We start from the raw sequence: 26,479 nt of genomic DNA, 5'->3' as shown, positions 1-26,479 counted from the left end.
AACTATTTAAGCTTTTTCAGACTGTTTACCGTCATTGTCTCTTCACATTTTTCAAAGCCGATCTCATACGTAGGATTCTTTTCAGGATAGGTGATAATGTAAGCCGGACATGGCTTTTTCTGTGCATCACTTCTGTCAAAATCTACCTTTCCGTGGGTAATGATACTGTCTTTGATAAATTTTTCATCAATCTTGTTGGTGATCATTGCATTCTTAACCGCTTCGGAATATTTGAATTCTTTGGATAGGGTTTCTGCGATGACACGGCTGTTGGGCAGATAACCACTACAGCTGGCTCCCTTTTTGTTTAAAATAAAGAATACAAGAATCAGCCCCGGAATGAAGCCTATTAAATAAAATTTAAATTTTTTCATTAGAAAATTAAAAGATTGATATCGTGGTACGTAAGTCCGAAACGGTCACAGATGATCTTTTTGGTATGTCTTCCCTTATACATATATAAACTCTGCTTCATTTCATTTTTGCGGATCAGCATATTTTCAAAACCACCTTCTTCATCATAATTCAGGATATAGGAAAGGAAGAAATTCGAAATTGCTTTTGTGGTGGTTCTGGGCATTCTCGACGTAAGGTTGGGTAACCCACAATGAATAACACCATGTTTGATGATATACGGATCTTCCATAGTGGTAAGTTCCGATGTTTCGATAACCTTGCCGTTATCTATAGTAATATCAATGATGACACTGCCTTTTTTCATCTTCATGACCATATCCTCAGTAACGATAGGGGTCATATTTAATCTTGGAAGAGCTCCGATGACTACATCAGCACGTCTTAAGCTTTTGCTGAGTTCTTTAGGATCAATGATAGATGTAGGAACGCGGCTGTCAACAATGGTGTGAAGTCTTCTTAATTTGGATAGTGAGTTGTCAAAAACTTTTACACTGGCTCCTAAGCCTATTGCGGCTTTTGTAGCAAATTCACCTACAATTCCGGCTCCAAGAACTACTACTTCAGCAGGTCTTACACCTGTAATTCCTCCAAGCATTAACCCATTGGACAGGGCTAATAATTCTGAAGCATATAAAATAGAAACAGATCCTGCAATCTCACCAATGAGCCTTACAAGAGATAGTTGTTTGTATTCATCAACAATAAATTCAAAAGCAATGGCATTTATTTTTTTCTCAGCAAGCTTTAAGAAATATTCTTTGTCCCTAAGATTGATCTGAAGTGCTGATACCAAATAGGTATTCGGTTTCATAAAATCAATTTCATCTTCGGTAGGAGGGTTAATCTTTAAAATAAGATCCTGTCCGAAGGCTTCTTTGGGATCATTAGTGATCTTTGCTCCAGATTCAGAATACTGTAAATCGGTAAAAAATGATCCTTGTCCGGCTCCTGATTCTATGATAATCTCATGGCCGTGTTCTACCAGCACCTGTACAGCGTCCGGAGTAATGCAAGTTCTCCTTTCATTTAAACAGGTTTCTTTAGGAATTCCAATACTGAATTGTTTCCCCTTTTTTATAACCTCCAATTTTTCCTCTTTCGGCATCAATTCTTCTTCTGTGAAAGGAGTAAAAATATTTGTACTCATCCTTTAAATTATGTCTTACAGATTATTATTTTAATACTGATTTAAGAAGCAAAGATACATAATATTTAATCGAATGAAACTTCTCTGTGCTCGCCTGTATTCAGAATGCTCATTGTATGGTACTTGAGCCCGTAAAGCTCTTCTTCATAGACTTCCGGCCATTCAATGATGCACAAAAAAGAGTTATCCAGATATTCTTCAATACCAATATCATAGACTTCTTCAACGTTTTTTAAGCGATACAGATCAAAGTGGTATACCTTCCCTTTTGAAGTACTGTATTCATTGACAATAGAGTAGGTAGGTGAGTTGACCTCATCCTCACTGCCCAGATTTTTAAGCAAAAACTGTGTGAAAGTGGTTTTTCCGGCTCCCAGATTTCCCTTCAGTAAAAGAATGTTATATTTTAATTCAGGAAAAACAGTATCCACAACTTCCTGCCAGTCTTCGATTGTATGTATAGTGAATTGCATAAGCTAATTTGCTACAAAAATAATGAAATTTAAGTTTGAGAAAGTGAGGGAAAGGAATAAATATTAGATGCTAGCCAGGTAGGAGGTTGGCTTTGGATATTGATAAAGAGTTAAGAGCTAAGAATTAAGAGTTAAGAGTTAAGAGTTAAGAGTTGGGTGCTAGAAGTTATACATTATATATTATACAGGAACAAATATTTTAGATTACTGATCCTGAAATCCGCACTTCGAATCCCGTACCTCTTTATGCCGAATCTCAAACCTCATTCCCATAATATTTCCAAAAGTACCTCACTCAAAACTTCCGACTTCTCTATAAAAATACTTAATTTTACATCATGATTTCTAAGCAGACGATAGATAAAATATTCTCCACAATCAGGGTAGAAGAGATTGTGGGTGAATATGTGCAGTTGAAAAGAGCGGGGTCTAACTTTAAAGGGCTCAGCCCATTCCATGAGGAAAAATCTCCAAGTTTTGTAGTTTCACCAAGTAAACAGATCTGGAAGGATTTCTCAACAGGTAAAGGAGGAACAGCTATCTCTTTCCTGATGGAAATTGAAAATTTTACCTATCCTGAAGCACTTCGCCATGCAGCCAAGAAGTACGGAATTGAAATTGAAGAAGATCTCCGTGAAATTTCCGAAGAAGCCAAACATGCCCAGACAGAGAAAGATCTTCTGTATAAAATCCACGAAGTTGCCAATAATTATTTTCAAGAAATTCTTTGGGATGCTGAAGATGGAAGAAGTATCGGACTGGCTTATTTTAAAGAGCGTGAGCTTAAAGATGATATCATCAAGAAATTCCAGCTGGGATATTCTCCTGAAAAGAAAAATGCTTTTACAGCGTATGCAGAAGAGAAAGGATATTCTAAAGAAATTCTGGAGAAATCTGGGCTTTCTATTTTCCCTGAAAATGCTCCGGCAGGAATAGACCGCTTCCGGGAAAGGGTTATTTTTCCGATTCACAGTTTTTCAGGAAGGGTTTTAGGTTTTGGAGCCAGAATCCTTAAAAATAATGTCAAAACAGCCAAATATCTCAATTCCCCGGAAACAGAGATCTACCATAAATCTAATGTCCTTTATGGATTAAACCAGAGCAAACAGGCCATTTCGAGAAAGAATACCTGTCTTTTGGTGGAAGGGTATATGGATGTGATTTCACTTCATATGTCCGGGATTGAAAACGTAGTGGCAAGTTCCGGAACTTCCCTGACTACAGAACAGATCAAACTGATCAAAAGACTTACGGAAAATGTAACCATTCTTTTTGATGGTGACAACGCGGGAATTAAAGCCAGTTTCCGAAGTATTGATATGCTTTTGACCGAAGGAATGAATATCCGTGTATTGCTTTTCCCGGATGGAGATGATCCCGATTCTTTTGCCCGAAAACATCCACAGGACTACGTTGAAAAATACATCGAAAATGAAGCGATGGATTTTATCGATTTTAAGGCTGAGATCCTGTTAAAAGATGCCGGTACCGATCCTATCAAAAAAGCGGAGGCTATACGGAATATTGTAAAGTCGGTTTCCTTCGTTCAGAATGCGCTGAAAAGGGAAGTATACCTTAAAGAAGTATCCAATAAGTTTGGTCTTTCTGAGCAGAGTCTTTTCAATGAGCTTGATGTTCAGAAACAGATTACACAGAATCAGACCCACCATGTTCAGCAACAGCAGAAAGAAACGGCTGTTCCAAAGATGGAGATCGTTCCTTTGGATAAGGAGAAAGAAGATCCCTTTCTGTATGATGTTCTGTTTATGGAGAACAAACTTGTGGACCATATGCTGATGTTTGGAGATATTGTTCTGAAAAGAACTACTGATAATAATGAAGAGTATCAGATCACTGTTATTGAAGAAATTCTTCATCATTTTGAAGAAGAACAATATACATTTTTAGTAAAAGAAAACGAAATTATCATTAATCAGGTAAAAGAAGGAATTCAAAAAGAAGAGCTTAGAAGTGGGAACTTTTTTGTATCTTTTATGGATGAAGACATTACCACAAAGGTTGTTGATGCGTTGATTCCTCTCGATGATCTTGAAAACTGGGCATCGAGGAATATTTATCCTCCCAATTATGGTGATAAAGTGGCAGATCAGGTAAGAGGTGATGTATTGTTGCATAAATACAGATATATTGATTATCTGATAAAAGAAACGGCAAAAGAGCTAGACCGGTACAGTGATAATGATGAGACCAAATACTATGATCTGATCAAAAAAATTACCCTGTTGAAGCAGGCTTCCATACGGTTGAGTGCTATTATCGAGTATTCACCGATTAAAGGGATCTATGGCGGCAGAAACAGATAGTTTATGGACAGATATATTCCTGTTCTGTGACAAAAAGTCTCATAAAATTTTAGGAATAAATATTGTAATTTAAACTTCGAGAATATTTGTTAAAATAATACATAATATAAATATGGACATTAAAAAGGACTTCAGAGATTTCTCTGTAAAACATTTAGGAAACAACGGTTTGGTTACCGATCAGTATATGGGAATGTATGGCCCAACGAATCTTACACCGTACATCATGGAAGAAAGAAGATTAAACGTTGCTCAGATGGACGTTTTCTCCCGTTTGATGATGGACAGGATTATTTTCCTGGGAACAGGAATTGACGATCAGGTAGCTAATATTGTTACGGCTCAGCTTTTATTCTTAGAAAGTGCTGATCCGTCAAAAGATATTCAGATCTACATCAACTCTCCGGGAGGTAGTGTTTATGCCGGATTAGGAATTTATGACACTATGCAGATCATTAAGCCGGATGTAGCAACAATCTGTACAGGTATGGCTGCTTCAATGGGAGCTGTATTATTAGTGGCAGGAGAAAAAGGAAAACGTTCTGCTCTTAAACATTCAAGAGTAATGATTCACCAGCCTTCAGGAGGTGCACAGGGTGTTGCTTCTGATATGGAAATCAACTTAAGAGAGATGTTGAAATTAAAGCAGGAGCTTTATGAGATTATTGGTCATCATTCAGGACAAACTTACGAGTGGGTTGAAAAATCTTCTGACAGAGACTATTGGATGACTTCTGAAGAAGCTAAAGGCTACGGAATGGTAGATGAGGTTTTACAGAGATCAACAGAGAAAAAATAATCGATGCTAAAAATCGGAAAAAACGCACCAATACGGTGCGTTTTTTTGTTTTATCATTGTATGAAAAAGCATTTCACATAGGATGTTCTACTTCTTGATGATCTTATGGATGGTTGAAGTATCTGCTGTCTTTATCTCAACAAAATAAACACCTGAATTCAAAGAATGAATATCAATTTTTGTGGCTTGGGAAGTGATTACTTTTTGGCCTAAAGAAGAGTAGATATTTATTTCTTTATATTTTTCAATGGATTCGATCTGGATAAAATCATTTGCAGGATTAGGATGAATACTGAATTTTTTCTTTGTGACAGAAGAAGCTCCCAGCATAGAATCGGCTGCTTCCGTAGGGGTAAATGGTCTTCTCTGTCCGAAGCTTATACCCATCCAGTCATTATTGGCTAGCTGAATCTGAGAAAGTTCAGACTTCTTTTGCCAGCTTGAGAGGTCTTTACCTTTATATAATTTCCAACTGTCTGCCCCTGCGGCGTTTCCGGTAAAATTATTCAGTGACAGAGCAGAAATCTGGCTGTTTGATGTGGTAAAATTAAAATAAGCGGCTTGAGACCGGATCAGCTGTAAGGCCTGCTCGGCTGTGATGTTTCCGTTATATTTAATTCCAAACACAAAAGAATCTGCATTTCCGTTTGACTGATTGGTGCCAAAATCAACCACTACCAGGCTTTTATTACTTCCTGTTCCTATCCAATTGGTGATTTGCGAAGATGTATACCATTGAGAGCTGTAAGCGGGTACAGGAGTAGATGGCGGAGTGTCAATCTGGGCATCATCAGATCCATAGGTAATACCAAACCATAGCCCGTCTGTTAAAGTAACAGAACCTGCACCATTATTGTTATTAGACATATTTTCCGCACTTGGTCCGAACCATGGTATCCAGTAATCATCTGTGTCTGGAGCATGGTGGTTATATTTGAAACTGTAAAGAAATCCTGAAAGAATATCAGCTTCCATTTTAGGCTCTGCCGCAACAATAGCATTGATCATGTCTTCTGCCATTAGATTATCACCATCAAAACGGTACCCCCATGCATAAGAAGCAGGAGAATTATTATCGTTAAAATCTGCAATGAAATAGGCTTTCTTTGAACCTGTTCCTACCCAAAACTTAATGTCGTTCTCTGTAAATTGGGCAGACAAAAACTGCATAAAAAGCAGTAAGAAAAAAAAATAGATTTTTCTCATGATATAATTAAATTAAAGTTTTATTCCCGAAACTTACTTAGGAAAAGTGACAATAATCACGATCCTGAAGTGACAATGGATAAGGCAGGTCTCCTGGCTTGCATCCTATAGCACACCTTCCCGGATCAGGAATCCAGTGGTTGTATTTTGCTATAAGTAAAACAGCTTACAGTTGCGGGTACAGCTCAGAATTGAGTTTTATTCTCACTTGATTCCCTATTAATGAACAGTGTTCAACCTTAAAACGCTGCAAATATATCATATAAATTTTTGTATCCTGTTTTGTGAATTATATTTCAGTTTTTATATTTCTCCTGAAGCTGAATAGCTTTTAAAGCTATGTTTTTTTGAATTGATAATTAAATTAAAGATCTTGTTAGGTTTTCGGATTGAAACCGAAAGTTTTACTGTTTATATTAAATTCATTTTCATGGTTCCATTGTTAAAATACAATTATCATTATATTCAAGATCAGTTTACAATCAATTTATATTTTCGCAGCCATAAAAGAGAATATGAAAAGACTGCTACTATCCGCATTTGTGTTAACGGCGCTGGCATCCTGTAAAGATGATGACACCACCAGTAACCAGGAGATTAATTATTCTAAGCTTCCACAGGAATTTGCTTTTTCAAAATTGGCTACTATCAATGGAGTAGATGTGCTCAACGGAGGATTTGGATCCGGAGCAGCGGCCCATCCTACAAGAAAAGGAGAATTTTATGTCATTACAGACCGTGGTCCGAATACAGACTACTTAAGCGGTAAAAAATTTCTTGCCCCTAATTTTACCCCAACGATTATGCATTTTAAGATCAATGCTGAAGGTAATATTGAGGTCATTCAATATATTAAACTTAAAAATCCGGCAGGGCAGCCTATCACAGGACTTCCAAATCCTATAGGAATGGGGAGTACCGGTGAAGTAGCTTATGATGCTTCAGGAAATGTGTTAGGAACAGATACATATGGTCTGGACAGTGAAAGTATTGTGGCAGCTCCGGATGGAACATTCTGGGTTTCTGATGAATATGGTCCGCATATCGTTCATTATAGTGCAGAAGGAGTAGAGATGGAAAGGATAAGCCCAATTGGAGTGAATACAGGAACAAGAAAACTCCCTGCAGTTTTAGCCAAAAGAAGGGCCAACAGAGGTATGGAAGGACTTTGTATCACTCCGGATGGAAGAACACTGGTAGGAACAATACAGTCGATGATGCTGGTTCCCACTAAAGCATTGGCAACCAATACTACATTAACAAGAATCGTAACATTCGATATTATTACAGGGCAAACGAAACAGTATGTATACAAACAGGATGGCGGAGCTTCTGATTCGGTTTGTGATATTACAGCATTAAGTAATAATGAATTCCTGGTGATTGAAAGAGACGGAAATTTCGGAACACAGGGAGGAATAAAAAAAGTATACAGAATCAATATATCCGGAGCTACAGACGTTAATGGAACAGACCTGGCGGCTGTAGACGGAATGAAAATTAATAATAAAGCATTGGAACAGAGTACCTGGGATGAGATTACAAATGCCGGAATAAAACCTGTTTCTAAAAGCCTTGCAGTAGATCTCGTAGCGAAACTGGGCTATGAGCATGATAAGTTTGAAGGAATTGTTTATTTGGGAAATAATAAACTGGCCGTTTTCAATGATGATGATTTTGGAGTGGTAGATGATGGAAACGGAAATCCTAAAGCCAAAATTCTTCCTAAAACAGGAAAAGTAGACAAAGGAACGATGTATGTAGTCGATATTCAATAATTAGATTTTTTTTAAAGAAAACGGCGGAATCGAAGATTCCGCCGTTTTCATGATCTCTGTATGAAGAATTCATCAATATGAAAATTACTGGCTTTTTAAGTGAAAAAGATATTATCTTTCTGTTTATTTTACTTAACCCAAACTTTACTGTTTTTAAAGTCAATTGTGAAAATATATTTACAAAGGGTTTCAAAATTGAGTACACCATCATAAATAATATCTCTTGTAAATGATCTTGAACTCAATGTTTTTTTGCCAATAATAAATGGGCTCTCAACATTCATGTCATCTTTATCCTTCGGCAGCTTCCAACTTTTGGCTGTTTCTGTAGATAAAAGCAAGGGACCACTGTTTCCGGAATCAAAAAGAAACCAGTATGATTGATTGTCCCTTGGAATATTCAAAAAAATATTGAGTTCAGTAGCTTCCAGCCCATTGGCAAATCTGCTGGGAATAAGACTTTTTCCTTGTATTGCTTTTTGTGATGAAGAATGATTCTCTATAATAATAGCATTGTTGGCAAGGTTGAGAGTCAGGATGTGGGCAGCAAATGATTTTAATGAGATAACACCGCCTATTTTAGGGAATTCTTTTGGTAAAATGGCCATAATATCAAAAACAGCGACTGTTGGATGGTCTATTTTTGTAGAACCTATAGTAATGGAAATACCATCTGATTTTTGAGATTTAATAATTTCTCCACTCATTCTAAATCCTGTTGAACTTCCATATATTTTCTTATTAAGATGCCTTGCGATTTCTGGCGAAATAATAGTTTCTGCTCCACCGGTATCAAACAGGAAATTATATTTTTTTCCTTCAATAGAAACCTCTACAGTTTTCATGTTTTCAATATAAGGTTTTAGCCTTATGGTGTCTTGTCCGAATCCCCAGATATTTGCTCCTAAAAATAGTACGCTGAAAAATATTTCCTTTGTTTTCATAATCCTTTTTTGTTTAGTCTGTGATACAAAAATCGTCTCTGTTTTATAGCAGACAAATTTGAATTATTATGTTATGAAAAGCGACCGATTTTAAAAAGTCGAACCAAATAAAAAAGAAATAAAGTGTTTAACTAATTCTTCTTATAATACGTATTTCTATATTCTGTGGGCGTTAAAGTAGTGTGCTTTTTAAAAGCAGTATTAAATGATGATTTTGAATTAAAGCCAACCTGATATAAAATTTCTAAGACCGTAGAATCTTTTTTAGAATGTTTTTTTAATAATTCCATTGCATTTTCGATACGATAGGTATTTACAAAATCAAAAAAATGCTGTTTCATATTTGAATTAATTAAAATTGATAATTCCCGGGTGGGCATATTCATTTGTGCTGCGAGGCTTTGCACAGTAAGAGCAGGATCTAAGTATGGCTTTTTTTCAGCCATGTATATATTCAGTAATTCGATTTGCAAATTAATGTTGCTGTTATCTATATTTTGTTTGGCCTCTGATCTGGTTTTGGGCTCAGTTTCATTTTTAAAATCATTTATTAATTGTAACTGAGGATCAACTCCCCTGAAAAATTCAGGATATTTTAATGCTTTTAAGACAAACCAGCTGGTGACAAGTAATGCCATGATTTCCAGAAATCCGTTAATGACAGTCAGTAGCTGATGCTCATCAGTATATCTCAGCATATTTTTAAGGGTTGCAAAATAATGAACAACCATAAAAAGTACAGTTAGTTGGAACAGCCATTTAAAGACTAAATTGGAAGAATAAGACTGGTTTTCGAGATAGATGCTTCGGGTTCTTTTCAACACCGTAAAAGTAGCAATGGTATAGATTAAATACTGGATTTCTATCAAATATTGAAAAGTAATCATTTCAAAGGTCTGATGATGATGTTTGAAAAAATATTTTTTTTCAATACCATCTGCCCAATAGATTCCTGAAGCCAATATGAGATTGATAATGACAAAAGGTATAAGGTGAAAAAGATGTTTTCTTTTTAATTGAAAATCTTCATAGCAAAGTGATAAGACATATAAATAGAATAGCGGTATATTTAATAAAATGAGAGTCCATCTAAAGATCTCCAGGTTGGGAAGAAGGCTAATGACAGGCTCAGCAATGAAGACTCCGCTTACGTCAAGAGCAGTTAGAAAAAGATATCCTGCAAAAAGTTGATTCGGAAACTTTTTATTGGACTTTAAAGTCAATAAAAACAAAATAAGAAGGAACAATATAAAAACAGATATGATGGCGATCGTTTTTAAAAAATCCATTTATTTAATTTTAAGTGACCTATTTGAAAAAATAAAATCCTGGGGTTTGTTTATTTTCTATTTTTTGAACGGATCCGCTTTTCTGAAAAATCAAAACGGATGAGATGCTGTAAAAAAGAACATCTTCGACATCCCTTTTTACAGCATAAATATTTTAATTAAAAGCTTCAATAATTTTAGAGAAATCCTCCAGTTTTAAAGCGGCACCACCAATCAGACCTCCGTCAATATCGGGCTGAGAGAAAATCTCTTTAGCATTGTCAGGCTTTACAGAACCTCCATAAAGGATAGAAACCTCATCTGCAACATCCTGTCCGTATTTTACAGCAATGATATTTCTGATGTGTGCATGGATTTCCTGAGCCTGTTCCGGACTTGCCGTTTCTCCTGTTCCAATAGCCCAAACCGGTTCATAAGCAATCACCACTTTCTTGATTTCTTCAGCTGAAAGAGTGAAAAGAGCTACTTCAGTCTGATTTTTTACGACCTCAAAATGTTGCCCCGCTTTTCTTTGCTCAAGAGTTTCTCCGTTGCAGTATACAGGAATAAGACCTTTGTCAAGCGCTAATTTGATCTTTCTGTTACAGTGAGAATCTGTTTCTCCGTGATACTGTCTTCTTTCAGAGTGGCCGATCAGTGATCCCGTTGCATCAATGGATTCCAGCATATCTACAGAAATCTCACCCGTATAGGCACCACTTTCATGCTCGCTCACATCCTGAGAGAATACCCCGATCTCATCTTTCTCAAAGACGTCTTTTGCCATCATTAAATATAAAGCCGGTGGAGCAATCCAAACCTCACAGTTCGTTGTATTGTTGTTTTTATAGCTTAGTAACTGAATCATTAATTGTTGTGCATCAATTACATTTTTGTTCATTTTCCAGTTTCCTGCAACTATTTTTCTTCTCATAAGATTTATTTATTTTACTTTTTAGATTATTTATTTACTTTCTGAAGATATTTTAAGACAATCCCCATAAATTTTTCAGAAGGACATAGAAGGTATGCTCTTCTTCTGTTACCTTATTGTCTGCTTTGATCAATGATTTTGCAAACTGAACAAACTTTAGTCGCTCCTCTTCGGTAGAATCATCAAGGAAGCATCTTCCATGGAATTCAAAGTGATCTTTCCATTCCTCAGGCTGCAAAAGAGCAAGAGTATCAAGCTCGTTGTCCAGGTTCATTCTGAATGGAAATTCATCGGCCAGATATTGCTGTACAAGCATTCCTTCCTCAGGAGCAAACTCTCCGTCTACAGAAGAAAGGATCATTAATAAGTGATATCCGGCGATAGATTTATTTGATTTTTGCATGTGTTGTTGAATATTTTAGTGTTTAAAGGTGATCGTTGATAATGATCAGTTGTCATGTATCGCTTATCATTTATATTTTATTGTATATAATCTTTTGCTGGGATTTTGTTTACTATTTTTCCGTTTTTCAGGATCAGTACAAAAGGATTGCTTCTTGCAATTGTTTTGATAGCGGTTCCGTCCATCATTGCATTTTTAATAGTTTTAAAGGTATTCTGATCCGTTGAAACGCCATAGATAAGAACTCCTTTTTCAGCATTTACTTTAGCTTCCACTTTCTGAAGAAGACCTGCAGAAACCTCTTTTGGATGGTAAGAAAATACTAAAATAGCCTTTGGTGCTTTAATGATCTCCTCAGTAAGCTCCATGCCAGTAGGATCTTCAATTTTAAATTTAACGATTTCAGATTTATAGCCTTCTTTTACCAGAACAGATTCATTTTTTCCTTCCTCTATTTTCCATGGAGAACCTTCTGCCCAGTATTTAGTTTCTTTAATATAATCATCCTGATTTACCTTTAAGACCTCACCGGTTTTCTGGTTTTTCAGAGAATAAAAAGTCTTATATTCAGATGGGTTTTTGTTGATTTTTTCTTTTTCGGCTTTCAGATCGGTTCCCACCTTATAATCACGGAAATCAATGATCGGCTCATGCATAATCCCCTGTGCCATAATGTAAATCATAACCAAAGAAAAAACGCCCAGAATAATGTATCTGAATTTTCCCGAATTCTTCTGTGGAGTACTGCTATACTCATCTTTTTTACGGAATTCTTTTCTGTACAGGACAAATAAGATAATCAGTCCTACCAAAAGGGCAACATCCTTAAAGAAGCTCTGCCATGGTGTAAACTTAATGGCATCTCCAAAGCATCCACAATCCGTTACTACATTGAAATAGGCGGAATAAAAGGTGAGGAATCCAAAGAATACACAAAGTGCTATCAGTAAAAATAAGGTTAATTTAAGCTTTAATTTAAGCAGAAGCATAAACCCAAGGAAAAGCTCCAGTACAACAACGATGATTGAAAACAGCAGTGCAAATTTTTCAAAAAATGGCATATTGAAAACAACAGGCGAGAAATATTCTTCCATTTTGAAAGAAAAACCTACCAGATCCACAGCTTTTACAAAGCCGGAAAGGATAAAAATGACTGCAATAATAAAACGTAATAAACCTTTGATCATATTAAATAGTTTTGGGTTCGAATTGTTTTTCTTGTTCAGAGAACTTGATCAGACAGAAAACGGCATAGTTCAGCATATCGAAATAATTGGCGTCCAACCCTTCAGAAACGATGGTTTTCCCCTGATTATCCTCAATCTGTTTAGTTCTCAGTACTTTTTGATAAATTAAATCTGTAATCGAAGAGATCCTCATATCTCTCCATGCCTCACCATAATCATGATTCTTTCTTTCCATTAATGCCTTGGCTTCATTGGCATATTTGTCGTACAGACCAAGAATTTCTTCTTTATTTTCGTTAAAATCATTGGAAAGACCCTTCTCAAGCTGAATAAGGCCTATAATAGAATAATTTACAATAGCAATAAATTCATCTTCCTCACTCTCATCCACCATTTTTTTATCGGTCATCTGAAGCGTACGGATTCTGTTGACTTTGATATAAATCTGATCCGTAATGGAGCTCGGTCTCAAAACCCTCCATGCGGCACCATAATCCTGTAATTTTTTACCGAAAAGATCACGACACTGACTGATAACTTTCTCGAATTGTACTGACGTTTTTAGCATAAATTTTCTTAATCTTCCAAATATACGAATTCGCTTTTAGGTAGCAGAATTTTTGATAAGAGAGTTTGTTGGGTACGGTATGAGATTCGGGGTCCGGGATGCGGGTGATAAGGTTTAACAGTAAATATTCTCCCTCTTATATCTGAAATCTTATATCTTGCATCTTGTCTCTTAGTTCTTGTCTCTTGGTTCTTGCACCTCCTATATCAATACAAAACCTACAGTTAATACCTTGACTGTCTCATGTCTCAAATCTCTACATCTCATGTCTTCATAAAACAGAATTTTAATACGTCGAGATTTGTCGCTATGCCCGCCTACTTTTGCTTACAATCTCTTACAAGAATTGATAACAGTAACAACCAAAAAAACAAAATTATGATTTACACAGAAGATTTTTTCTCTCCTGGAAGCAGTTATCCAACAGATGATGTAGTAATACTTGTAGACAGCTTCTCAAATGAAAATGTCAATTTTAAAAAGACATTAGTTTGGGAAGATGGATCACCAATGACTGATGCTAAAGTAGACCAGATTATTTATAGAAAAAAAGGGACTTTTTTCTACAAAAGAGTAATGGTAAACACTAAAGTATTACATGCAAAGATTTTCAATCCTTTCTGCGATGGTATTAATGACGATAGTCCTGCTATCTCTAAAATGATGAAAATATCATCCATGGGGTATACCATTGATGGTAATGGGCTAACCTATCATTTACTCAACAAAATTACTCAGGAAGTTGACAATTTTAGTTTTATCAACTTTAATTTTCGGCTAAATGATAATTATGACTCAGATTGTGGCTGGGAAATTACGGTCAATAAAAATATGGTATTTGAAAACATTTTTATTGATGGAGGAAGAGGAACATATAAAACAGGACTTGAGAAATGGAAAATGGGTGCTCAAGATCTTAATCCACCTACTCCTACCATTTTACCTTTAATTCCCAATTTAGGTGATGTTTTTATTTTCGAACACATAGATCCAACTTCTAAAGTGGAAATAAATAACTTTAAAGCTATTAATATCCACGGAATGTCCGCTATAACGATTTTTTCTGTTGGAAGTATATATATAGAAAATTCTTATTTTGAAAATACTTCATTGAAACCGTTCCATGTATATCACAGTCTTGATAATGGAACTACCACAGGAGGAAGGACATATGTTTCCAATATTGAACTGAAAGATTGTGGGTATTTGCCGGATACTTTTTTAGAAAATATTACCAATGCTAATAATCAAAATCAAAATCCAGATCCAAATCATCCTAGTAGGTGGACAATAGCCAACAAACAAACCTATAATGGTATGCAGCACTGGTCCTATGGTGCTATTGTCACTTATGGTGAATACTATATTGATAATATAAAAGTTGAAAATTATGGTTCATCTGCTGTCTGCTCAGACAGAAACTCTAAGTTTTTTGCTAATAATATCCAAATTATAAATAACAGCAATAAATTTGAATCGAGAAATCCCAGTGGAGCCATGTGGTTTGAAGCTACCGGTGATGCCTATATCAGCAACTTGGATATTGATATCAGCGATAGAGGAACGAGAGATCTAACTTTTGACAGTTCTGCTCTTCAAACTTTTAATACGGAATTATATATTGATAATCTGAAGATTAAAACAGCTGCAAGTAAAGTATTGTTGAAAAAAGGGATAAGGGCAAGTTACAATAACAATAATACGGTTACTGTAAATAATCTTCATATTGGAGGTGCTTTTCAGGATCAGCCTGTATTTCATGGTATTATGGAATTTGCTAAAGATCAGTATCCTTTAAAAAGTAAATTTGTACTTAATGGAGGAATAATTGAAGGGGGGAATCTGTTATTTTGGGGGACAGGTGAGGTTAATCTGTCAAAAATTAATGCACCAGCTTCTAAAATTGAATTTCAATCACCGGTTTCAACTCAATTTAATAAGATTTCAATTAAAGAATCTTCTTTTTATTATTTTAATACCATCACCCATTACAAACAAATGATTATAGAAAACTCTACAATTATTTCTGATTTTTTATATAACAGTAATTCCTCAGATGTTGTTATCAAAAATTCAAATATTAATGGACTACTAAGCCTGCCCTATACAGTAGTAGGATCTAACATTCATATTTCAGGAGGGGAGATCGGAAGAACACATATCAACGGATACCATATTTTTATAGACAATGTAAAATCCCGCCAGGGTCTTTATATCGACAATGCCCAGTTTTTTACAATCAATAACTGCATTTTAAAAACCTCTGAATCGGAACCTGTTATTATGGTTTCAAACAATAGTGACAGACTGATTTTAGGGATGATCAGCCACAATATATTGTCTATAAAAACCAATACTCCGGCTGCGGGCTACATTCTTCTAACCCCTGAAGCAACAGCAAAAGTAAGTACATATAACAATGCTGAAACTAATTTTGATTAGACTTTGATAAAGAGATAATTGATATGTAATATAAGTTTCTTATAACCGGTACCTTTTCAGCATTTTTATGATGTTGATGGGTATCGGCTATCTATATGCCAATTAAAATATATTTCTATTCTACTATTTTTTGTAAATATTCAGCGAAAATACCTATTAACTCCCTAATTTTGCAGCATACAAAACCATTTATCATCCAATTACGCTATGCTTTCAGATTCACAAACACCTCGACCTGTAAACGCTCAAACTTACTCAATAAACTGTAACGGTCGGTTAGTACAGCTGGATACTCCAAAGATCATGGGAATCCTGAACCTGACACCGGATTCTTTTTCTGATGGAGGACGGTTCAGTAGTGAAAAATCTGCATTGGAGCATGCCGGAAAACTGTTGAAAGAAGGAGCTGAAATTATAGATGTTGGCCCGCAATCAACACGCCCGAATGCTGAATTTCTGAGCAGTAAAGAGGAAATAAACAGGATTGGAAATATAATCTCTCAGATTAAAAAAGAATTTCCTGAAGCATTGGTTTCCCTTGATACATTTTATGCAGAAACGGTAAAGTTTGGTTTTAATGAAGGCATTGATATGATCAATGATATTTCAGGAGGTCAGTATGATGAAAAAATGTTTGATACCGCTGCGGAGACAAAGCTTCCTTATATTCTGATGCATGTCAATCCGTCTTATGAAACGATGCATCATAAAAACAGGTTTGAAGACATAACACTGGAGGTCAACCGGTATTTTTCAGAAAAGGTTAATGAGCTCCTGGAAAAAGGGGTCAGTGATATTATTCTTGACCCTGGTTTTGGTTTTGGAAAAACAGTGGAAGATCAGATGAAAATGATTAATGAGGTTGAATATCTTGGGTTTCAAAAATTTCCTTTATTGATAGGGATTTCCAGGAAATCATTTATCTATAAACCGCTTGGTAAATCCCCATTGGATATCAATGAAGAAACACAGAAGCTTCACATGAAAGTACTGGAACAGGGGGCCAAGATTCTAAGGGTTCATGATGTGGCTGAGGCAAAGGAAACCCTCATGCAATTTTTACAAAAAAAATAAAAAGTGTTAAAAAAACTTGTGAGGAATTAAAAAGTTTATACATTTGCAACATGAATTTTACGAATCAGAAAAATATTATTGTCATTTCTATTATTGCTGTTGTCATTAACAACAGTAAGGAAACGGCATTTTAAAATAGATTTTAATTTATATTATATACAAGCCGTTTCATTTGAAACGGCTTTTTTTATTTTAACTTTTTATTGTACAAAGTATGTATCAGTTATTAGCAGTAATTATTATCGTCATTATTATTCCCTTGCGTCTGTGAGAAGGAAATGTATGACTGTACATATATGAGCCCTCTCACAGCGTGAGAGGGCTTTTTTTATTCCCATTTGTTAATTTTTAAACCTCTATAACATGTATTATAACGACGGCACCGTCATCTATTTTGACGGAAAATTCATGAAAGCGAAAGACGCAGGAATGGATCTTTACGGACAATCACTTCACTACGGATATTCTGTTTTTGAAGGAATTAAATCCTACAATACAGACCAAGGGACCAGGATTTTTAAAGCAAAAGAGCACTACGAAAGATTAAAAAGATCAGCTGAACTCATGCATATTCCGTTTGATTATTCCGTAGAACAGCTTATCGATCTCACCTACGAACTTTTAGAACGGAACGGATTTTCAGACGCTTACATTCGTCCGTTGGTTACCTGCTCTCCCAATATGTCTCTTTCAAAAGGTAAAAAATCTTATCTGTCTCTATTAGCCTGGGAGTGGAATAACGGTTATCTGGCAGATAAAATGAAAATCATGACTTCAGAATTTCAACGCCCGAATCCCAAAGCTTTCAAGGTAGAAGCTAAAGTTGGAGGTCATTATGTAAACTCTATTCTGGCTTGTCAGGATGCTAAAGATAAAGGCTATGATGAAGCCCTGGTATTGGATGAAAACGGCAATGTTGCCGAAAGCTCGGGAGCCAATGTTTTCTATGAAAAAGACGGAATATTATTTACTCCGGCCAAAGGAAGTATTCTTCCGGGGATTACAAGACAAACCGTAATGGAGATCTGTAATGAACTCGATATTCCTGTACGGGAAACATTTTTTAAACCTGAAGAAATGCGTGGTGCTGATGCCGGTTTTTTCTGCGGTACAGCTGCAGAAATTGCTGCTTTGGATTCATTGGATGATGTCCCTTTCACCAAAAACTGGAAAGATACGGCAAGTGAAAAGGTACAGCAGGCATATTTGAAAAGAGTAAGAGTTCTGTCATTGTAAATTTTTAGAATTTAAATATCTGATTATTAATAAGATGTGTCTGTTTCCGAACAGTTGAATATTGTAGTTTTCCGAACAGTTGAAAATGAAAACGATATTACAAACTGTAGTTTTGGACCAAAATTAAGTAAAAACATAATCTATGAATTCTGATGGAGGAAAGGAACAGGATGCCAGAAAATAGAATTGTAAAGAAATAAGAAAAATAGCAAATGCAGGATAATATGTTAAATAAATATTCAAAAACATTCACACAAAACAGCGAACAGCCCGCAGCAAAAGCAATGCTTTACGGAATAGGCTTTACAGAAAATGATATGCAGAAAGCCCAGATCGGAATTGCGAGTATGGGATACGATGGAAATACCTGCAATATGCACCTCAACGATCTTGCTAAAGTAGTAAAGGAAGGAACATGGGAGCATGGACTGGCAGGATTGATATTCAACACCATTGGAGTAAGTGACGGGATGAGCAACGGTACAGATGGAATGCGCTATTCCCTGGTAAGCAGAGATGTGATTGCAGACAGTATTGAAGCGATTTGTGGAGCCCAGTATTACGATGGTCTTATTGCATTGCCGGGATGTGATAAGAATATGCCCGGAACTATTATCGCAATGGGAAGGCTCAACAGGCCGTCAATCATGGTATATGGAGGAACGATTGCTCCCGGATGTTATAAAGGGGAACAGCTTAATATTGTCTCAGCTTTTGAAGCTTTAGGTAAAAAGATTGCCGGAGAAATTTCTGAAGAGGATTTTAATGGAGTGATCAAAAACTCTTGCCCCGGAGCAGGAGCATGCGGCGGAATGTATACTGCCAATACAATGGCCTCTGCCATAGAAGCACTGGGGATGAGCCTTCCGTACTCTTCTTCCAATCCCGCTTTAAGTACCGAAAAGCAAAAGGAATGTCATGAAGCCGGAAAATACCTGAAAATATTATTGGAAAAAGACATTAAGCCTTCGGATATCATGACCCGTAAAGCTTTTGAAAATGCACTCCGCCTTATTGTAATTCTTGGGGGAAGTACCAATGCCGTTCTGCATTTTATCGCCATGGCAAAAAGTGTAGGGGTATCCGTAACTCAGGATGATTTTCAAAAAATGAGCGACTGTACGCCTGTGCTGGCAGATCTTAAGCCAAGCGGGAAGTACCTGATGCAGGATCTTCATGATCACGGGGGAATACCGGCTGTCATGAAATATCTACTTGAACAGGGCTTATTGCATGGTGATTGTTTAACGGTTACGGGAAAAACATTAGCTGAAAACCTGGAAGATGTTCCAACACTGGATTTTACTGCACAGAAGATCATTAAACCTTTGTCTGAACCTATAAAAGCTACGGGACATCTGAGAATACTGTACGGTAACCTTGCAGAAAAGGGAAGTGTAGCAAAGATCACGGGAAAAGAAGGAGAGCGCTTTGTAGGAAAAGCCCGGGTGTTTGACGGCGAGAAAAATCTGATCAGAGGAATTCAGGATGGTACCGTACAGAAAGGTGATGTTATTGTTATTCGCCATGAAGGTCCCAAAGGAGCTCCGGGAATGCCGGAGATGCTGAAACCTACCAGTGCTTTGATCGGGGCAGGGCTAGGAGGCAGTGTTGCTTTAATTACGGACGGAAGATTCAGTGGGGGAACTCATGGTTTTGTAGTGGGACATATTACTCCGGAAGCTCATGAAGGAGGGTTGATTGCTTTTGTAGAAGATAATGATCTTATCGAAATAGATGCTGTAAGTAATACCATACAGCTCAAAGTTTCAGACGAGGAGATTGAAAAAAGAAAAGAAGGATGGCAAAAACCAGCCCTTAAAGTAAAGAAAGGACTGCTTTATAAATATGCATTAGCTGTATCATCAGCTGCCGAAGGCTGTGTGACGGACGAAATATCATAATCACAACATCATGGAGAATTTAAATTTATCAATAGAAACCGAACTTAGCGGAAGCCGGATTATACTTGAAGCATTTATTCAGGAAGGTATAAAAACGGTTTTCGGATATCCTGGAGGGGCCATTATTCCTATTTATGATGCGCTTTATGATTATCAGGGAAAGTTGGAGCATATCCTGGTCCGTCATGAGCAGGCAGCAGTGCATGCAGCGCAGGGGCTGGCAAGAGTTTCAGGAGAAGTAGGTGTAGTATTGGCTACCAGCGGACCCGGAGCTACTAATCTTGTTACAGGTTTAGCGGATGCCTTACTGGATAATACTCCTGTCGTATGTATTACGGGACAGGTATTTGAGCACCTTCTGGGAACAGATGCTTTTCAGGAGATTGATGTCATGAATATAACAAGTCCCGTTACCAAATGGAATTATCAGGTAACGGATGCTCATGAACTTCCCGAAGTACTGGCAAAAGCATTCTATATTGCAAAATCAGGCCGTCCGGGACCGGTTCTGATTGATGTAACTAAAAATGCACAATTACAGAACGTCATATATAAAGGATATTCTCCATGTTATTCATTAAGAAGCTATAAACCTGATCCTGATCCCTGCCTTGAAAATATTGAAAAAGCAGCAGCTCTGATTAATGAGGCTAAAAAGCCGTTTATCATTGCCGGACAGGGGATTTTACTGGGAAAAGCAGAGAAAGAGTTTTTAGAGTTTGCCGAGAAATCAGGAATTCCCGTTGCCTGGACTGTTTTAGGGATGAGTGCTATTTCTACAGACCATCCTCAGGCAGTAGGCATGGTAGGAATGCACGGAAATTATGGACCTAATATACTTTCTAATGAATGTGATGTGCTGATTGCAGTAGGAATGCGCTTTGACGACCGGGTTACCGGAAGGCTGGATCAGTACGTAAAGCAGGCTAAGGTCATTCATTTGGATATTGATAAAGCAGAGATCAATAAAAATGTAAAAGCTGAGGTCCCCATCCTCGGAAACTGTAAAGAAACCCTGCCTCTTCTCACAGAACGAATTAAAAGCAGAGTGCACCCGGCGTGGCATCAGAGATTTAAAGACTGTTTTGAAATTGAAAAAAATAACCTGATCAATGATGAATTATATCCTGAAGAAGGTGAACTGACAATGGGAGAAGTTATTCATTGTCTCAACGAAATGACAGCGGGTGAAGCGGTAATCGTAACCGATGTGGGACAGCATCAGATGGCCGCCTGCCGGTATTCGCATTTCAAGCATTCACGAACCAATGTCACAAGTGGCGGATTAGGAACAATGGGGTTCTGCCTTCCGGCGGCAGTAGGAGCTTCGTATGCAGGAACTAACCGCCCTGTTATTGCTATAATGGGGGATGGAGGTGCCCAGATGAATATTCAGGAGCTGGGAACCATTATGCAGTTTCGTCCTGACGTCAAAATTCTGATTCTGAATAACTGTTACCTGGGTATGGTAAGGCAGTGGCAGGAATTATTTCACCAGGAAAGATATTCATCGGTAGATATCCAGAGTCCTGATTTTGTACAGGTAGCAAAAGGATATGGTATTGCCGGAAGAAGGACGTCCCGGAGAGAAGAACTGAAAGAGGCACTTCGTGAAATGCTTGACTATGACGGAGCTTTTCTCCTTGAAGTCATGACAGGAAAGAAACATAACGTATTTCCAATGATTCCACAGGGAAAAAGCGTTTCAGAGATTGTATTGAATAATAATTTTTAATAAAAAGAGATGAAAACAGAACATAAAGAATATACCATTACCGCGTATACAGAGGATTATTTAGGGCTGATCAGCAGGATCAATGCCATTTTTTCCAGAAGAAGGATTTCTATGGTAACCTTCAATGTAGGACCTTCAGAAATAGATAAGGTAAAAAAGTTTGTCATTGTAATCAAAGAAACAGAAGAATCGGTTCAGAAGATTACCCGGCAGGTAGAAAAACAGGTAGACGTTTTGGAAGTTCATTATCATAGAAATCCACATCTGTCGGTCGTAGAATATGCAAGCTAAACATACAATAAATCAACATAATCAATAACAAATAAATATCAAAAAAATGGCAAAATTGAATTTTGGAGGAGTAGAGGAAAACGTAGTAACAAGAAATGAGTTTCCGTTGGAAAGAGCCCAGAAAGTATTAAAAGATGAAGTGGTAGCGGTTATCGGATACGGAGTACAAGGTCCGGGGCAGGCTCTTAATCAGAAAGATAACGGAATCAATGTCATTGTAGGGCAAAGAAAAAATTCCAAATCATGGGATAAAGCAGTAGCAGACGGTTTTGTTCCCGGAGAAACATTATTTGAAATAGAAGAGGCATTACAAAAAGGAAGTATTATCTGTTACCTTTTGAGTGATGCTGCCCAAATAGAATACTGGCCTAAAGTAAAGGAGCATCTTACCCCAGGAAAAGCACTGTACTTCTCTCATGGTTTCGGAATTACTTTTAATGAACGTACAGGAATAGTTCCTCCGGAAGATGTTGATGTTTTCTTAGTAGCTCCTAAAGGTTCAGGAACTTCATTGAGAAGAATGTTTCTTCAAAACAGAGGACTGAACAGCAGTTTTGCTGTGTATCAGGATGCTACAGGAAAAGCAAGAGAAAGAGTGTCTGCCCTTGGAATAGCAATTGGAAGCGGCTACTTATTTGAAACCGATTTTAAAAAAGAAGTATACAGTGATCTTGCCGGAGAACGCGGAACATTGATGGGTGCTGTACAGGGAATATTTGCGGCACAATATGATGTTTTAAGAAAAAACGGACACAGCCCTTCCGAAGCATTTAACGAAACTGTAGAAGAATTAACCCAGTCATTAATGCCTTTGGTTGCAGAAAACGGAATGGACTGGATGTATGCCAACTGCAGTACTACAGCCCAAAGAGGAGCATTAGACTGGTGGAAACGTTTTAGAGATGCTACCTCTCCTTTATTTGAAGAACTGTATGACAGCGTAGCTAAAGGAAATGAAGCACAGCGGTCTATCGACAGCAACAGTAAGCCGGACTACAGAGAAAAATTAGAAGTAGAGCTGACTGAACTAAGGGAAAGTGAAATGTGGAAAGCAGGAAAGACGGTCCGAAGCCTGAGACCTGAAAACAATTAAACAACTGAAAAAATGATGAAAGAGGAAATAGGGTCCTCCGTTTTGGAGAATGTCTATAAAGCGGAGGAAAGACTGAAAAATGTGGTTGTAAAAACACCCTTGGTAAACAATAATAATCTGTCAGCCATTTATGACGCCAATATCAGCTTTAAGAGAGAAGACCTTCAAAGGGTAAGATCTTATAAAATCAGGGGAGCCTACAATAAAATGGCAACGATGTCCCGGGAAGATCTTGGAAGAGGGCTTGTTTGTGCGAGTGCCGGAAATCATGCTCAGGGAGTTGCTTTTGCATGTCATACGATGAAAGTAAGGGGAACGATATTTATGCCGTTGCCCACGCCGGGACAAAAGCTGGAGCAGGTAAAAATGTTTGGAGGAAGTTATATAGATGTTGTATTGTACGGCGATACTTTCGACGAAGCAAAAGATGCTGCGATGAGGTTCTGCAATGAAAATGACGGAATATTTATTCATCCTTTTGATGATCCGGCGATTATTGAAGGCCAGGCTACAGTGGGACTTGAGATTCTGAAGCAGTCAACAAAACCGATAGATTATCTTTTTGTTCCGATAGGTGGAGGAGGATTGGCTGCAGGGATCTGTTCAGTATTTCAGGAGCTTTCTCCACAAACAAAAATTATTGGTGTAGAACCTTCTGCAGCGGCAAGTATGAAAAAGGCACTGGAAAAAGGAAAGCCTGTACTTCTTGAAAAGATAAGCCGTTTTGTAGACGGCGCTGCAGTACAGCAGGTAGGAGATCTTACTTTTGAACTTTGTAAGAATGTGTTATATGATATGGCTACAGTGGATGAGGGGCAGGTGTGCGAAACCATATTATCACTGTATAATAAAGATGCCATTGTAGTAGAACCTGCCGGAGTTTTATCAGTAGCAGCACTGGAAAAATATAAAGACGACATAAAAGGGAAAAATGTAGTCTGCATCATCAGCGGAAGCAATAATGATATCACCCGTATGGAAGAGATCAAAGAAAAAGCTTTGTTGTATGCCGGCTTAAAACATTATTTTCTGGTCAGATTTCCACAGCGTCCGGGTGCATTGAAAACTTTTGTAATCGATGTTTTGGGGCCAGATGATGATATTACCTTTTTTGAGTATACCCAAAAAAACTCAAAAGAAAAGGGAATAGCTGTGGTAGGGATTGCTTTGAAAGAGCAAAAAGATTTTACGCCATTGCTCCATAATATGAAGAAGTACGATTTCTTTGTCAATTATCTGAACAATGATCCGTCTTTAATGAATCTTCTTATTTAATTATTAAAAATACAATCAGGCATTCTGGAATATAAAATAAAGAATTTCCTATTTATTTTTATTCCTGTATAAAAACTCAATGATGAAAAAAAGAGGACGTCTCACCACTAGTGAAACGGCCTCTTTTCTTTTTTTCCTGTCTGAAAAATGGTTTTGATATAGAAGAATCCTCAACCCACATCATCTAGTTTTGAGACAAATTCTTTTAGTTATTTATCTTTCAAGGGAAAAGTTTGAAATTAGTTTGGGCCTTTCAGCTTCATTAGCTACTTTCCAGGAAGTTCTGTACATCCATTCAGTCATTTTATAAAGCTTTTTATAGTTGATGTTTTCAGATTCATCCTGCGGAGTGTGATACTGGTCGTGCAGTACACTGGTAAAAAATATCGCAGGAATTCCAATTTTAGCATAAGGAAGATGATCACTTCTGAAGTAGAAAAACTCTGCATGATTCGGGGAGTCCCAATCTTTTAAATAGCGGAATTTTGTACTTTCATTATTGGCCTCCTCTGCCATTTTCACAAGCTCTTCAGAGTTTTTGTGTGGTGCATTTCCTCCTAATAAAGCAGCTTCATCATTAGCATTTCTTCCAATCATATCACCATTCAGTACGGCTACTATTTTCTCCTTCGGAACTACAGGATGTGCGGCGTGCCATCTGGAACCCAATAATCCTCTCTCTTCTCCACCGTGGAAAACAAATAAAATACTTCTTTTTCCAGGCTGCTTTTTGTAAGCTCTTGCCATGGCCAGCATAGCTACACAGGTACTGGCATTGTCGTCTGCACCGTTATAAATCGTATCATTTTTTACAGGATGCCGGATTCCGTCATGATCCTGATGTCCGCTCAATAAAACATATTCCTCTTTAAGTACAGGATCTGTCCCGTCTATTTTTCCAATGATATTAACTGACGGATATTTGTAGGTTTCCGTAATCAGCTTCAATGAGAGGTTAGGATTGTTTTTTACCCAGCCTGCATTTTCCCTCTTGATCCATAGCACAGGAATGTTCTGGCTTATTTTTTCTCTTAAGCCTTCCACTCCGTAGCTGCCTCTGGTCATTTGAGGAAGTACTTCCGGCCAGCTTTGCTCAGACATATCATCTGTGATGAAAATAATAGCCTTGGCGCCCAGCTCATAAGCTTTATTGTAATATTTAGTGCGTACAAATCCAGGATATCTTCTTACAAAAAGGGTCATTTCTTTGTCTATGTTTTTGTCCGAAGCATATACTGCAAGCACTTTTCCTTTGATATTCAGGGTAGAGAGATTTTCAGGCTCTGTATTTCCGGCATACACAATTTCAGCATCCACCGATGCATTTACAGGTTCTGCCACCAAAAAGTCTTTCCATAATCTAAGGTTTTTATCTCCAATTTTCAAACTGCTTTGCGGAATAACCTGATGCCTGTACATATCAAAGAACTGGAAAAATGTTCCGTTATCCCCGGCAGGCTTCATTCCTGCTTCCTTAGCTTTGTCAGCAAGCCACATGGAGACTTTTAATTCATCTAAAGTTCCTGCTTCACGTCCCCAGAACTGGTCTGCAGCAAGCTCATACATATCCTTTTTAAGATCAGTTTCTTTAAGGGCAGAAACCAATGGCTTCTTATAATTCTGAGCATTCCCGATACTGAATAAAAATAAACCCAGCAGGGAAAAAATAGAGTATTTATTCATCTGAATTTTTAATTAGATTGGCCCAGTTTTTCTGAAAACTGTTTTGAAAATTCTATCCTGTCTTCTTCCAGCTTCTCAGGAGTGGAAGGTAAAATATAGTTGAAAAGGATTTTATGATCATGATCTAAAAATATAATTTCCTTTTCATTTCCATCCATCATCTGGGAGAAAATGGCCCACATGGAAGTGTCTTTTAATTTTAATAATTCAAAAAACTGTTCTGCTTGTATTTCGATTTTCTGCATGCTATTATTAATGTATAATGTATAATATATAATATATCTGTCTCTTATATACA

23 protein-coding genes and 1 riboswitch are annotated in these 26,479 nt (G+C 37.1%); of the genes, 11 read left to right on the top strand and 12 right to left on the bottom strand.

All coding sequences use genetic code 11. From position 1 onward, the window contains the following. Positions 1-2 precede the first annotated feature (2 nt). The 3 genes from LQV47_RS13485 to tsaE form a co-directional block, all read right to left on the bottom strand. Positions 3-374, bottom strand: coding sequence for a hypothetical protein (locus LQV47_RS13485; RefSeq protein ID WP_230037679.1), 372 nt, complete (start codon positions 372-374; stop codon positions 3-5). Next, positions 374-1,564 carry an alanine dehydrogenase gene (locus tag LQV47_RS13480; RefSeq protein ID WP_230037677.1) on the bottom strand — a complete coding sequence of 397 codons (1,191 nt, stop codon included), beginning with the start codon at positions 1,562-1,564 and terminating at the stop codon, positions 374-376. Before LQV47_RS13480 ends, LQV47_RS13485 begins: the two co-directional genes overlap by 1 nt. A 65-nt stretch (positions 1,565-1,629) precedes the next feature. Further along, the gene (gene tsaE / locus LQV47_RS13475) at positions 1,630-2,037 is read right to left on the bottom strand and encodes a tRNA (adenosine(37)-N6)-threonylcarbamoyltransferase complex ATPase subunit type 1 TsaE (protein ID WP_230037675.1); all 408 of its coding nucleotides are present in this window, start codon (positions 2,035-2,037) and stop codon (positions 1,630-1,632) included. Positions 2,038-2,375: 338 nt separating this feature from the next. Here tsaE and dnaG point away from each other — a divergent pair, with 338 nt between their 5' ends. Both dnaG and clpP read left to right on the top strand, forming a co-directional pair. Beyond that, the gene (gene dnaG / locus LQV47_RS13470; protein ID WP_230037673.1) at positions 2,376-4,361 is read left to right on the top strand and encodes a DNA primase; all 1,986 of its coding nucleotides are present in this window, start codon (positions 2,376-2,378) and stop codon (positions 4,359-4,361) included. A gap of 112 nt (positions 4,362-4,473) precedes the next feature. Beyond that, positions 4,474-5,160, top strand: a complete 687-nt coding sequence (gene clpP / locus LQV47_RS13465) for an ATP-dependent Clp endopeptidase proteolytic subunit ClpP (protein WP_034726592.1) — start codon at positions 4,474-4,476, stop codon at positions 5,158-5,160. 87 nt (positions 5,161-5,247) lie between these two features. Here clpP and LQV47_RS13460 read toward each other — a convergent pair whose 3' ends face one another. Then, complete coding sequence (locus LQV47_RS13460) at positions 5,248-6,366, bottom strand: T9SS type A sorting domain-containing protein (RefSeq protein ID WP_230037671.1); 1,119 nt, start codon at positions 6,364-6,366, stop codon at positions 5,248-5,250. A gap of 65 nt (positions 6,367-6,431) precedes the next feature. Continuing rightward, positions 6,432-6,623, bottom strand: a riboswitch (cobalamin riboswitch). Between the two features lie 258 nt (positions 6,624-6,881). Between LQV47_RS13460 and LQV47_RS13455 the strand changes: the two genes are divergently transcribed. Then, the gene (locus LQV47_RS13455) at positions 6,882-8,144 is read left to right on the top strand and encodes an esterase-like activity of phytase family protein (protein ID WP_230037669.1); all 1,263 of its coding nucleotides are present in this window, start codon (positions 6,882-6,884) and stop codon (positions 8,142-8,144) included. 128 nt (positions 8,145-8,272) lie between these two features. Here LQV47_RS13455 and LQV47_RS13450 read toward each other — a convergent pair whose 3' ends face one another. The 6 genes from LQV47_RS13450 to LQV47_RS13425 all read right to left on the bottom strand — a co-directional run bounded on the left by LQV47_RS13450 (position 8,273) and on the right by LQV47_RS13425 (position 13,448). Further along, complete coding sequence (locus LQV47_RS13450) at positions 8,273-9,088, bottom strand: aspartyl protease family protein (protein WP_230037667.1); 816 nt, start codon at positions 9,086-9,088, stop codon at positions 8,273-8,275. Positions 9,089-9,219: 131 nt separating this feature from the next. Next, positions 9,220-10,377: a helix-turn-helix domain-containing protein gene (locus tag LQV47_RS13445; RefSeq protein ID WP_230037665.1), complete on the bottom strand. Its 1,158-nt coding sequence runs from the start codon at positions 10,375-10,377 to the stop codon at positions 9,220-9,222. Between the two features lie 154 nt (positions 10,378-10,531). Beyond that, positions 10,532-11,290, bottom strand: coding sequence for a triose-phosphate isomerase (gene tpiA / locus LQV47_RS13440; protein WP_230037664.1), 759 nt, complete (start codon positions 11,288-11,290; stop codon positions 10,532-10,534). 52 nt (positions 11,291-11,342) lie between these two features. Beyond that, on the bottom strand, positions 11,343-11,693 hold the full coding sequence (locus LQV47_RS13435; protein ID WP_230037662.1) for a TerB family tellurite resistance protein: 351 nt from the start codon (positions 11,691-11,693) through the stop codon (positions 11,343-11,345). A gap of 77 nt (positions 11,694-11,770) precedes the next feature. Further along, a complete protein-coding gene (locus LQV47_RS13430; RefSeq protein ID WP_230037660.1) occupies positions 11,771-12,880 on the bottom strand; it encodes a BT_3928 family protein in 1,110 nt (369 codons plus the stop codon). Between the two features lies 1 nt (position 12,881). Then, positions 12,882-13,448: a DUF1599 domain-containing protein gene (locus LQV47_RS13425; RefSeq protein ID WP_230037658.1), complete on the bottom strand. Its 567-nt coding sequence runs from the start codon at positions 13,446-13,448 to the stop codon at positions 12,882-12,884. A gap of 378 nt (positions 13,449-13,826) precedes the next feature. Here LQV47_RS13425 and LQV47_RS13420 point away from each other — a divergent pair, with 378 nt between their 5' ends. The 8 genes from LQV47_RS13420 (at position 13,827) to ilvA (ending at position 24,498) form a co-directional block, all read left to right on the top strand. After that, entirely contained in the window at positions 13,827-15,890 is a 2,064-nt protein-coding gene (locus tag LQV47_RS13420; protein WP_230037656.1) for a hypothetical protein, read from the top strand. A gap of 303 nt (positions 15,891-16,193) precedes the next feature. Further along, complete coding sequence (gene folP, locus LQV47_RS13415) at positions 16,194-16,964, top strand: dihydropteroate synthase (RefSeq protein ID WP_230037992.1); 771 nt, start codon at positions 16,194-16,196, stop codon at positions 16,962-16,964. 363 nt (positions 16,965-17,327) lie between these two features. Next, positions 17,328-18,200, top strand: coding sequence for a branched-chain-amino-acid transaminase (ilvE, locus tag LQV47_RS13410; protein ID WP_230037654.1), 873 nt, complete (start codon positions 17,328-17,330; stop codon positions 18,198-18,200). Between the two features lie 212 nt (positions 18,201-18,412). Beyond that, positions 18,413-20,104 carry a dihydroxy-acid dehydratase gene (gene ilvD / locus LQV47_RS13405; protein ID WP_230037652.1) on the top strand — a complete coding sequence of 564 codons (1,692 nt, stop codon included), beginning with the start codon at positions 18,413-18,415 and terminating at the stop codon, positions 20,102-20,104. A 10-nt stretch (positions 20,105-20,114) separates the two neighbouring features. Further along, the gene (gene ilvB / locus LQV47_RS13400; protein WP_230037650.1) at positions 20,115-21,839 is read left to right on the top strand and encodes a biosynthetic-type acetolactate synthase large subunit; all 1,725 of its coding nucleotides are present in this window, start codon (positions 20,115-20,117) and stop codon (positions 21,837-21,839) included. A 9-nt stretch (positions 21,840-21,848) separates the two neighbouring features. Further along, entirely contained in the window at positions 21,849-22,130 is a 282-nt protein-coding gene (locus LQV47_RS13395; RefSeq protein ID WP_230037647.1) for an ACT domain-containing protein, read from the top strand. Between the two features lie 46 nt (positions 22,131-22,176). Next, the gene (gene ilvC, locus LQV47_RS13390) at positions 22,177-23,223 is read left to right on the top strand and encodes a ketol-acid reductoisomerase (protein WP_230037645.1); all 1,047 of its coding nucleotides are present in this window, start codon (positions 22,177-22,179) and stop codon (positions 23,221-23,223) included. A 12-nt stretch (positions 23,224-23,235) separates the two neighbouring features. Further along, on the top strand, positions 23,236-24,498 hold the full coding sequence (gene ilvA, locus LQV47_RS13385; protein WP_230037638.1) for a threonine ammonia-lyase: 1,263 nt from the start codon (positions 23,236-23,238) through the stop codon (positions 24,496-24,498). A gap of 213 nt (positions 24,499-24,711) precedes the next feature. Here ilvA and LQV47_RS13380 read toward each other — a convergent pair whose 3' ends face one another. Together LQV47_RS13380 and LQV47_RS13375 are read right to left on the bottom strand one after the other, a co-directional pair. Then, on the bottom strand, positions 24,712-26,181 hold the full coding sequence (locus tag LQV47_RS13380) for a M20/M25/M40 family metallo-hydrolase (protein WP_230037636.1): 1,470 nt from the start codon (positions 26,179-26,181) through the stop codon (positions 24,712-24,714). A gap of 8 nt (positions 26,182-26,189) precedes the next feature. Continuing rightward, positions 26,190-26,479 (bottom strand): hypothetical protein (locus LQV47_RS13375; protein WP_354960898.1); only part of this gene is annotated, 290 nt, incomplete at its 5' end.

Origin of the sequence: Chryseobacterium sp. Bi04 (assembly GCF_918698085.1) — a bacterium.
Classification (GTDB): domain Bacteria; phylum Bacteroidota; class Bacteroidia; order Flavobacteriales; family Weeksellaceae; genus Chryseobacterium.
This window is presented reverse-complemented; position numbering and strand designations above follow the sequence as displayed.